Source organism: Algoriphagus sp. (assembly GCF_024642405.1).
In the GTDB taxonomy this organism is placed as follows: Bacteria; Bacteroidota; Bacteroidia; order Cytophagales; family Cyclobacteriaceae; genus Algoriphagus.
In genome coordinates this window covers 1-9,414 of sequence record NZ_JAHEBC010000148.1, presented here as the reverse complement: position 1 = coordinate 9,414, position 9,414 = coordinate 1, and the positions used below count along the sequence as shown (strand labels likewise).

Annotated in this window: 8 protein-coding genes and 1 pseudogene; 1 reads left to right on the top strand and 8 read right to left on the bottom strand. The window is 37.1% G+C overall.

All coding sequences use genetic code 11. The features are described from left to right. On the top strand, positions 1 to 546 hold a 546-nt coding region (locus Q0L68_RS12035), incomplete at its 5' end, for a glycosylhydrolase-like jelly roll fold domain-containing protein (RefSeq protein WP_366938394.1). Between the two features lie 253 nt (positions 547 to 799). Here the strand turns inward: Q0L68_RS12035 and Q0L68_RS12030 are convergent. From Q0L68_RS12030 to Q0L68_RS11995, 8 genes and pseudogenes are all read right to left on the bottom strand, one after another. Next, positions 800 to 1,744, bottom strand: a complete 945-nt coding sequence (locus Q0L68_RS12030; RefSeq protein WP_296703395.1) for a hypothetical protein — start codon at positions 1,742 to 1,744, stop codon at positions 800 to 802. Between the two features lie 36 nt (positions 1,745 to 1,780). Next, positions 1,781 to 3,103, bottom strand: a complete 1,323-nt coding sequence (locus Q0L68_RS12025; protein WP_296703392.1) for a Zn-dependent hydrolase — start codon at positions 3,101 to 3,103, stop codon at positions 1,781 to 1,783. A gap of 296 nt (positions 3,104 to 3,399) precedes the next feature. Continuing rightward, positions 3,400 to 5,619, bottom strand: a complete 2,220-nt coding sequence (locus Q0L68_RS12020; protein ID WP_296703390.1) for a T9SS type A sorting domain-containing protein — start codon at positions 5,617 to 5,619, stop codon at positions 3,400 to 3,402. 136 nt (positions 5,620 to 5,755) lie between these two features. Further along, positions 5,756 to 6,247 (bottom strand): GtrA family protein, encoded by a 492-nt coding sequence (locus tag Q0L68_RS12015; protein ID WP_296703388.1) that lies wholly within the window; start codon positions 6,245 to 6,247, stop codon positions 5,756 to 5,758. Further along, positions 6,244 to 7,425 carry a glycosyltransferase gene (locus tag Q0L68_RS12010; protein WP_296703386.1) on the bottom strand — a complete coding sequence of 394 codons (1,182 nt, stop codon included), beginning with the start codon at positions 7,423 to 7,425 and terminating at the stop codon, positions 6,244 to 6,246. Before Q0L68_RS12010 ends, Q0L68_RS12015 begins: the two co-directional genes overlap by 4 nt. Positions 7,426 to 7,436: 11 nt before the next feature. Beyond that, positions 7,437 to 7,982, bottom strand: a complete 546-nt coding sequence (locus Q0L68_RS12005; RefSeq protein WP_296703384.1) for a hypothetical protein — start codon at positions 7,980 to 7,982, stop codon at positions 7,437 to 7,439. Then, a complete protein-coding gene (locus Q0L68_RS12000; protein WP_296703382.1) occupies positions 7,979 to 8,800 on the bottom strand; it encodes a hypothetical protein in 822 nt (273 codons plus the stop codon). The genes Q0L68_RS12005 and Q0L68_RS12000 overlap by 4 nt, the downstream gene beginning before the upstream one ends. After that, positions 8,797 to 9,414: pseudogene (locus Q0L68_RS11995) on the bottom strand (hypothetical protein); the annotation flags it as partial. The pseudogene Q0L68_RS11995 and the gene Q0L68_RS12000, both read right to left, overlap by 4 nt.

The following is a 9,414-nucleotide window of genomic DNA, read 5'->3' as shown; positions in this document are numbered from 1 at the left end:
TTCGAATCTTGGGATGCTTTCTTCCTTGTTTTTGAAGGGGAATTAAATGTTAACGCGGTAACATTTGCTGAGGAAGAGGAAACTCAGATTAAAGAAATAGAAGGGCCTTGGCAGGTTAGTTTTGGAGAAAATGAATCAGAATTTTCAAGCTTGACTTCCTGGTCCGAAAATCCGGAACCTGCGATTAAGTATTTCTCTGGAACAGCCTCTTATCAAACCAATTTCAATTTTGAGACCAAAGAAAGTGGTTCGAACTATGAATTGGATTTGGGTTCAGTCAAATATCTTGCTGAGGTTATTCTTAATGGAGAGAATTTAGGAATTGTTTGGAAGACACCATTCAAAATTAATATCACAAGCGCATTGAAAGAAGGAGAAAACCAATTGGAAATTAGGGTTGTAAATACCTGGGTGAATCGTCTGATTGGAGATGCACAGGCGGGAGCAGAGAAAACTACATTTACTACGATGCCTTTTTATCAGGCGAATTCTCCATTATTGGAATCGGGATTATTGGGGCCTGTAAAGATTTTGAAAATAGATTAATGTAAAATGCTTGGGGACAATGGATACCCAAAACTTTTGAATGTCCACTTTAAGTAATTTCTTTTATTTGTTGATGTCATAAGATTCTGAAAGGATCTAATTCCAATAGCCTCGGGTTTCAACTCGGGGCTATTTTGAGGTAAGTCATATGAAAGTTTTGGCCCGGAAAAGTTTTATAGAGGACAAGATTTTGCCAAAACCCGGAGAACCTATTTTCCTATTTCAAAGGCATGTCATTTAAAATGGATTTGAACTACTTCGACTGAAAAAGCAAAATCCAATCTTGCTCCGCTGCCAAATAGCCGAAAGAAGAAAAAGACTTGGTTTCTAAAAGTTCTCCCATCATTTGCTTGGATTTAATTGAATCTCCATGATATAAATACCAATTAGCTACACCATATCGAACGGCATCGTTGGAAGGGTTCCCTCCTGGACCTTGTTGGATCAGTGAATCTATTGGTAATAAATCTTTATATAACAGACAAAGGTCGGCATAGCTTTGGTTTTCGATAACTGTCGAATCAGCAAAGATCGGAGCCAAAAGAGAGTCAGCTTTTCCCGGATTCCCTAAGCGTTGTTGGATCATATAGAGCCAGTGGGTACTGGAGACAATGTTGTCATAATGGTTTCCACTTTCCCGACACTTCAGATAAGCAGTGTAAGCTTTTTCAAAATCATGTTTGAGATAATAGGCCAAACCCAAATGGTAATAGATATTTCCATGCAGGCTGCTGACTGGAATATTTAGGGCATTAGGCATTCCGTCAGGTTCGATTTCATTTTCTGTTCCTTGAATCAGCTGAGCTGCTTTTTCCAAATCGGCGATAGCTAAATCGTATTCCCGCAAACTGATGTAACGATGACCTCGGTGCCGATAAAGTTTAGGTTCATTCGGGAATTTGTCTATTCCTTCTGAATAGATTGTAATGGCTTCCCGGTATTGACCTAAGTAGGCGGTTCGCCTGCCGTACCAAATCAAAGCTTCCACATCCTCAGGGTTTGAAGAATAGGCAGCTTTTGCTTCTTCATATTGATCAAGAAGTTTATCTGAAGGTTCAGGGATCTCGTATACTTTTCCTAATGGAGTAGTAAAAGTGCTGTCCAAAAGAGATTTTTCTTCAATTCGTTCGGATGCCTTTTGCTGGCAGGAACTAAGTGCCAAAACAAATAGAATAAAGATAAGGATTGGATTTCGCATGGGTAGATTTAAATCAAAATTGAGATTGAAAAGTGTCTAGCTTTGATCAATAGATAAAATGGATTGCAACAACACATTCGCACCATTAGTCATGTCTTCGGCTTTGGTAAATTCATTTGGTGAATGGCTTATTCCTCCGACACTTGGGACGAAAATCATTCCCACTGGAGCAATCAAAGAAATTTGTTGGGTATCGTGTCCGGCTCCGCTTTGCATGTGTTTGGCTTTCAAACCAAGGGCAACTGCAGATTCCTGAATTTTTTGTTGCACAGAAGCATCCGTCAAAGCTGGTAGATTGAAACTCGGCTCTCTTCTAAAAGTAATGCTTGTTTTAGTTTCTTCAGCAATGGCATGGGCTCGCTTTTGAATTTCAGTCAGCAGCATTTCGATTTTTTCAAAAGATAAATCCCTTATCTCCAAACCCATCATCACCTTTCCGGGAACTACGTTGTAGGCTCCAGGAAAAGCTTCGATTTTGCCAACGGTACCTACTTGAGTTCCCGGGAAACTGTTGATGACTTCATTGACTGAAACGGTTAATTTGGAAGCGGCCAATAAGGCATCTTTTCTCAATTTCATCGGGGTAGTGCCTGCATGATTGGCAAATCCTTCCACCGTAATTTCACAATCCAGAATCCCCACAATTCCTTCAACTACGCCGATTTGCAGGTTTTCACTTTCTAGGATCCCTCCCTGCTCAATATGCAATTCCAGCCAGGCATGAAGATCTCCTTTTTTTCGTTCCGCACTGGCGATTTTCTCTGGATTCCCGCCAATAGCCCGGATTCCTTCTCCCATAACCAAGCCACTTTGACTAATCTGTTCCAGTCCCTCTTTGGTGAGTTTCCCCACCATGGCCTTACTTCCGATCAGTCCTCCTTCTTCATTTGCGAAAACTATCACCTCAAGTGGATGTGTGGTTTCTATCTTATTTTCATTGAGAATTTCGATGACTTCCAATGCACTTAAGCAACCTAGAGTTCCGTCGTAATTTCCTCCATCAGGAACCATATCAAGATGCGATCCAAAGGCAATGGGTTTGAGAGTAGGGTTTTTTCCATTTCTTTTTCCGATGATATTTCCACCTGCATCTATTGATGGGTTAAGCCCGGCATTTTTCATCAAGTCCATAAACCAGGCTCTTCCCTCTATATCTCCTTGGGTATAGCCTACTCTGTAACCACGACCATTTTCATCGCGACCGAATTTTGCCAACTCAAAAATCCTTGACTCGATCCGCTTTCCATTTACTCGAAGATCGTTTGGAAGGAGAACTTTAGGATTCCCCAAAACTGGACCTATAGCCGCCATTCCAAGTCCTGTTAGGCTGGTGTTTTTAATAAAAGTTCTCCTTTTCATAGGGTCTTAACTTATCTAATTTTTTACTAATCTCTCGATTCGGTTAAATTCTGATTTTTCGATCAAAGCTTTATGGGGTCCTCATGCTATTTTAGTGTATTCCAAAACCTTCTGTGTTTTAAGATAAGGAATTAAAGATTGATGTTCTGATAATTTACTGTTAATGAGTTTCCAAGGAGAGAAATTTTTCAAGAATTCTTTGCTTAAGAAAATTCAATGAAAAAGATTGATGAGACTTTCCAACTAAAAGAGATGAGGGAGGCGAGCACTAAAATAAATCATGGTGGATAAAAGATCTATTGCACTAGGAGTTTGGTCGTATGAATTTCTAGATTAGAGGATATTTTTAAAATATATAATCCTTTTTTCATAGCACCATCAAATTCAAGCAATTTCTGATTTTGGCCTGCCTTTGTTTCTATAAGGTGACTTTCTACAAGATTTCCAGTTTCAAGATTGTAAACTCCTAATTGCATCTGTCCTCCAAACTGTGATTCAAACTGAATATTGGTCTTTTCTTGAAATGGGTTTGGATAAGCTTTTATAGATTGGATAGAACTGGTTTGATTTTCTTTTCTATTAGAAAACCGAATCTCACTCAGGTTCATGGCTATTAAACCCTGATTTTTTGAGGTAAAAGAAAGAATTACCAAATCATCTAGTCTTACATTTTCTGAAAACTCATTTGAATGAAAATTATTCAGAGGGATACTATAGTTTTTGATCTCTTTGCTGAGGTCAAAAGTAAAATAGTAATGAGAGTCAAAATTCTGAACTGATTTTTTCACAAGACGTATGGTCATTTTACCTTGTCCAGAGGCTTTGAAGTTTAAGTATTTAAACTCACTCAAATCTTCAGGCACTGCACCCCCTTTAATTGTTTTGTAAACTGTTGCATATTCAGACCCAGAAGCAGAAAACTCTATATTTCTTAAAATAGGATAGTCGCCTTCCAAAACTTCAAAATTCTCAGTGTTAATAATTTGATTTTGAATGATGCTCCCACCTTCTGGAACATAATTTGCCCAAATACCATCACTTTGGTAGAGGTAATCATTTTTGATACTTTTATCTATCAAACTTATGCTTACCTCTGAATAATCTTTCGAATCTATTTCTACAGTAGATGTTCCCATTGGGATCAATTCCACCTCCATAGTACTTGTTACTATACTCTGTGAATTTTCATTTGGTTTTGCAGTAAGTTGGATTTTGGCTGAGCTTTCAGGTGTTCTATTCCAAATTTTTAATGACACCTTGCTTGGGTCATTTGTGATTCTATGGGTTTTACTAACAAAAACCCCCGGTGTCGTTTTAGAAACTGTCTGGTTTAGTGATCCGAAGTTTTTCACTTGGGATAATACATTTTCAATCATCAACTGAAGGAGTTTTCCATCTGCACTCCAAAATTGGAAATTATAAAAACTTGCTTCTGAAGTATAATCTTCCAAAAGCCATGCAGACTGTAAATGCATTTCATTTGAAGATTGAGGAATTCCGATAGAAAAAGAGATTGAATATTCATTTAAGCCAGAAACAGGTTTCAACAAACTCCTGATCAAATTAAATCCACCAATCTGGATACTGTCAATTGCCAATATTTCAGATCCTTTTAGCCTGTCACAGACGTATTTGGAGTGTTCGTAAACATTTTCTGAAGTTTTAGTAGCAAAGAAAGTTGCGAGGTTTTTTCCTTGATTCAGAAAGTCGACAGATACAACCTCTTCCGCATTGGTGATATCTAACAACTCCTGAGGGCTAGTAAGATACCCTATAAAACTCTCACCTAGAACTTGTTCGTCAGGGATTAAAGAGGATAAGTCTAATCCGTTCACTTTAGCTCTTCTATAATTTTTCAAAGTTTCCTTTTCTTTGTATTCAAAGGCGGTTTTTCCACTTGTGAATCTTTCAAAAACCTGCTCTACCACTGCAGTTCCTAAACTCTTGCTTTCCAAACCTCCATCATTTCCTGAGCTGACTCGCAAGTTTTCTTCAGAAACTAATTTTACCTCTGTCGATGAGCCAGAAGTCAATGGATAAGTACAGGTGCAAAAAGGGAGACCATCAATGGGGTCTGTTAATTCTAGAGTAATTAAGCCGGCTGTAGGCAGGTTACTGTTGTAAAAAGTATATTTCACTTCATTCCCATTAGGAATCCCCGGAGGATTAAATGGACTTCCAGAATTATTGTTTCCAAATGCCCAATCTAGGTAAGTGTCTCCATCAGTTGTAGTTATCCATGATTTGGTAACTACAGGTGGATAAGTTATAGGTTCTGCCCAACCAAAAGTGAAATTTCCTTGATTAGATTTTGATAATGCACTTAGAAAATAGATTCCTACAGGGCTAATGTTTGAAGCAAATTCTGTAACCTGCTGTCCGTTTCCATTATTTCTTTTGTAGAGATCAGGACAACGTTTATTTCCAACTTCCTGACTTAAAGCCATATGACTTATACTTGTCATTAAAGTCCAAAGCACAAGGAATCGCAGGTTGGGAAGTATTTTTTTTATCATGACTTTGATTTTTAAGTATCAAAGTATATTCAATCAAAAGGCCAAAATACAAAAACCTGAAAATCAATTAGTTAAGATTTAAAACTATTCCATAATTAGGAATATTTGAAATAGTATTCCAAAATATGGAATAGCATTACGAGGTTTTGAAGGTGAAATACTTTTGGAGTAAGAAATTAACTGTAAGTACGATGACTGTTGAGAAGATTTTAGCAACGGTAGGTTCCATTTCAAAAAACACAATCAATCCTTTTAGAATAAGATAATCACTGCCAAGACCTTGTCCCACCACAAGGATGTATTTGAAAAGTTGTTTTGTCGTTTTTTTAGTCTCAGAAGAAGCACTTTTAAAAGCGAAATTTTTACTTAACCAGAAACCAGTAGGAATTGTAGCAAAGAAGGAAATAAGAAGTGCTAAAGTGTATGAGGCTATTAGGTAATCAGCTAAAATCCAACCATCTTTTGGAAGGATAAATTCATACAGAATAGCAAAAAGAAGAATATTTAAAGCGGTGTTGATCGCACCCACAGCTAGATAGGCATAAACATCATATGCCAACCATTTTTTGAAGATGGGGTAGAAAAATTGTAAAAATGATTCTATTCCCTTTTTGAGTATTGAGATCATTTTTTTCTTTCCAGTAGTTTGTAAATATGGCTTAGATACCATTGTGAAAGTTCTCCCATCGGTAAACCTTTTGCAGCTTTATAGTTTTGATCTTCAATTTGTTTTCGCTCTTCTGGATTTTCAATAAGACGTGAAACGGCATTGGCAAGACTTTTTGCATTATCAGTTTCAAAATATGCTCCACCATATCCTTCTTCCTCTACAACTCGTTCCAAATCATCAATTTTTGGTAAAATACAAGCCCTACCATAGCTACCTGCCTGATGCAGGATACCAGAACTTCCTGTAGTAGTAGTATATGGAAAAACAACAAAGGTACTATCCCAAAAGATCTGAGAAACTTTTTCCTCAGGGATATAACCTGTGTATACCACATTGGACAAATGAGAATATTTCTTTTTTAGGTTGTCTATATACCCTTTTACATTTGGATTATCAGTGCCTGCAACGGTAGAAGTGAATTGAAGTTCTGGGTATTTTTTTTGTAAAATTTCCATGGCATCTATCATTACTTCCGCTTTTTTGTAGGTTCCAAATTTCCCAAAAGCCATCAAATTGATTTCATTGGTTCCTTCTGGTACATGGTTTCGTTCCGGTAGTTCGAAATTCCCATGCGGCAACAGAATCACATTATTTGCCTTGTATTTCTCTTTGAGAATTGTGACATATTGGGAAATGGTTACCCCGACCAAATCAGCCTTTAAAATGAATTTTGTAAGCTGCTCACCAATCCAAAGAAATAAGCTTCCTTTGAATTTGCTGTCTGCCATTCCGATGGTATCTAGTTTGACCGTTTCTGTAATATTATGCAAGATGACAACTGAGGGAATTCCAAGTAGCTTACACATCCAGGGAGTCAAAAGTCCCAGTGCTGCAGGAATTTTTCCAGCACCAAAAGTCATGAATTGTAGATTTAGAATTACAGCATCAGGCTTAAGTTCTTTTAACTTTTTCCTAAGATTTAAAACAGTAAACCAGCTGTCAAAATCCCAACAAGGAATTATCTCAAGTCCTTCAGTCGCATACCGTGAATATTCGCTGTTATCTTCTAGGTTGTTGGTAAGGACGTAGATTTTCTCTATTCCTTTTTTTCCAAGAAAGCTTCTAGTCAGGTGATAGCCATATTCGTTTAGGGTGACTTGACTCGGAGGATAAGGGGTGATAAATGCTAATTTCATATGAATATCATTTAATTTTTTTCTTCAATAAATCGGATTGCATCTAACCTCCAATTGTCTCCCTGGAATAGGAGGCTTACAGCAATTTTTGAGGCATGGGTTTGAATAGTGCCATCTGGAAACCTATATTCTAATTCGGCAGGATCGTCAATAAGATTGCATGAGAGTCCGTCTCTAGACCAAGTTTTTATTATTAGGTTATGGGTTAAATCTAGTCTTTGAATAGACCCGGATATACCATTTTCGAAATTATCTGCTAGGTTCATATAGAACCTCTCTGTGAATCTTTCTTTACTTGGTTTTGGGTTTGGATACTGATATACTTGATTTAAATGGGCCCAAATTGCAGCATAGTCCTCCTTAAGCTTTTCTATTTGTTGTTCATTTGGGGGGTAAACTGATTCGATTTTTACCTCGATTATTGGATTGGAATTTGCTGCAAGTGAATCGTATCTGAGAAAATATGGAACGTCATCATTTTTGACTTGTAGTCTGGACAAGGAAACTAATAAGATTCCAACTATTAATAAAAAACCTAAGAATATCCATCTAGTCATGGTTTCTGAAAGGTTAATTTTTTAGAATAAACTTGGGCAATCTTAGCTACGATTGTTGCTTTTTCAATCTCTGAATAAGTTAGTGAAATCCGACCATATGAATCCTGAACCACTGTTTCAAAATTCTTTTGAAAACCGTCTTTTTGGATAAAGAATTGAATTAGTGTGCCATTGGATACAGGGTTGTTAAATTGATCAATCAAGGGACCCGCCTGAATCACTACTTTGTTTTGACTGCCTCCAATAATGTCCAAAGGAATGCTTGTTACGGTTCCTGGATCGATATAAAAACTAGAAACAGAGGAGTTGGCTTGGGCTTTAAATATGCCTGTTTTTGGAGCTAGTTCCAGATTGTTTTCAATGAAGAATTCCTCATTTTCCAGGGTAGAGAGGTTTCCAAATGAGTCAAAGGAATATAAAATTTGCTGCTGAATCATAGAGGAATCTGTGTTGACTGTTTTTGGAGAACGTAAATCTGCCAACTGGCTGGTTGTTTGAATGTTATTTATGGAAATCGGGTAAATAAATTGAAATTCTCCCGATTGAAGGGTAAGAAATGAAGGGCCTTCTATAACTCCATTTTTGGAATTGATCTTTACAGTTAGTTGGTTTTTATTAAAGCTTATTTCTGGATAGATCAATTGAACAGGGGTATTTACCCGAGCTTTCCACTCTTCGGTTCCTACTTCGAACACAAGGCTATCTTGATTTACAACAGTTATTGGTTTCGGATTTAGGAAAACTGGTTTTTTGACAGATTTATCCTGGCAACCTATGAATAACACTCCCACAAAGACCATAAGTAGACAACTTTTCATTGGAGATAAATTTCTTGTGATAAAAAGCAATGAGGTAGAAAGCTGATCTTTTCAGATAGAAACAATGAGTTTTCTTCTTTTTTTTCCAATAGTTCTCTCTCCTGACCATTTATTTTAAGTTGGATAGGGATTTGGCTAATGATTTTCGATTTGGATTCAATTTTTTGGACTGGGATTTCAAAATCTCCAGAAAGCCCGCTTCTTATAGATTTTGGATAAGTCCATAGGTCTACCTGTATTATTCTTCCCAAGGAATCTTTTTCGGAAATGAGAACTCCAGGAATTGTGATTTCTCCTGTAAACGGATTTTTCATCGAGGCTTCAAAAATGGATTGATCATCACTTTCTGAAATCTGCTTGTAGCTGAATTCGCCTCCTCTTATATACCCTCGTTCACTGATGTCTGTTTCTAATTCTAAAGAAATAGAAAGTATTTTTTTAGTTCCTGTGATGTGTTGAGTTCCCAATGGGAGTTGAAACCAAGTAGAAGCTTTAGGAGCTAGATTATAATGGAAGTTCTTTTGCGGGAAAAATGAAGCAGTGCTATCGTTATCATAAGTAACAACTGCTTTTAGGGCCAATGTGATTGGAATATTGTCTGCATTGATTAATTC

Coding starts and splice junctions, on each gene's coding strand:
- Q0L68_RS12005 (WP_296703384.1), bottom strand. CDS start 7,982: ATGACTAGATGGATATTCTTAGGTTTTTTATTAATAGTTGGAATCTTA.
- Q0L68_RS12000 (WP_296703382.1), bottom strand. CDS start 8,800: ATGAAAAGTTGTCTACTTATGGTCTTTGTGGGAGTGTTATTCATAGGT.
- Q0L68_RS12030 (WP_296703395.1), bottom strand. CDS start 1,744: ATGCGAAATCCAATCCTTATCTTTATTCTATTTGTTTTGGCACTTAGT.
- Q0L68_RS12010 (WP_296703386.1), bottom strand. CDS start 7,425: ATGAAATTAGCATTTATCACCCCTTATCCTCCGAGTCAAGTCACCCTA.
- Q0L68_RS12025 (WP_296703392.1), bottom strand. CDS start 3,103: ATGAAAAGGAGAACTTTTATTAAAAACACCAGCCTAACAGGACTTGGA.
- Q0L68_RS12015 (WP_296703388.1), bottom strand. CDS start 6,247: ATGATCTCAATACTCAAAAAGGGAATAGAATCATTTTTACAATTTTTC.
- Q0L68_RS12020 (WP_296703390.1), bottom strand. CDS start 5,619: ATGATAAAAAAAATACTTCCCAACCTGCGATTCCTTGTGCTTTGGACT.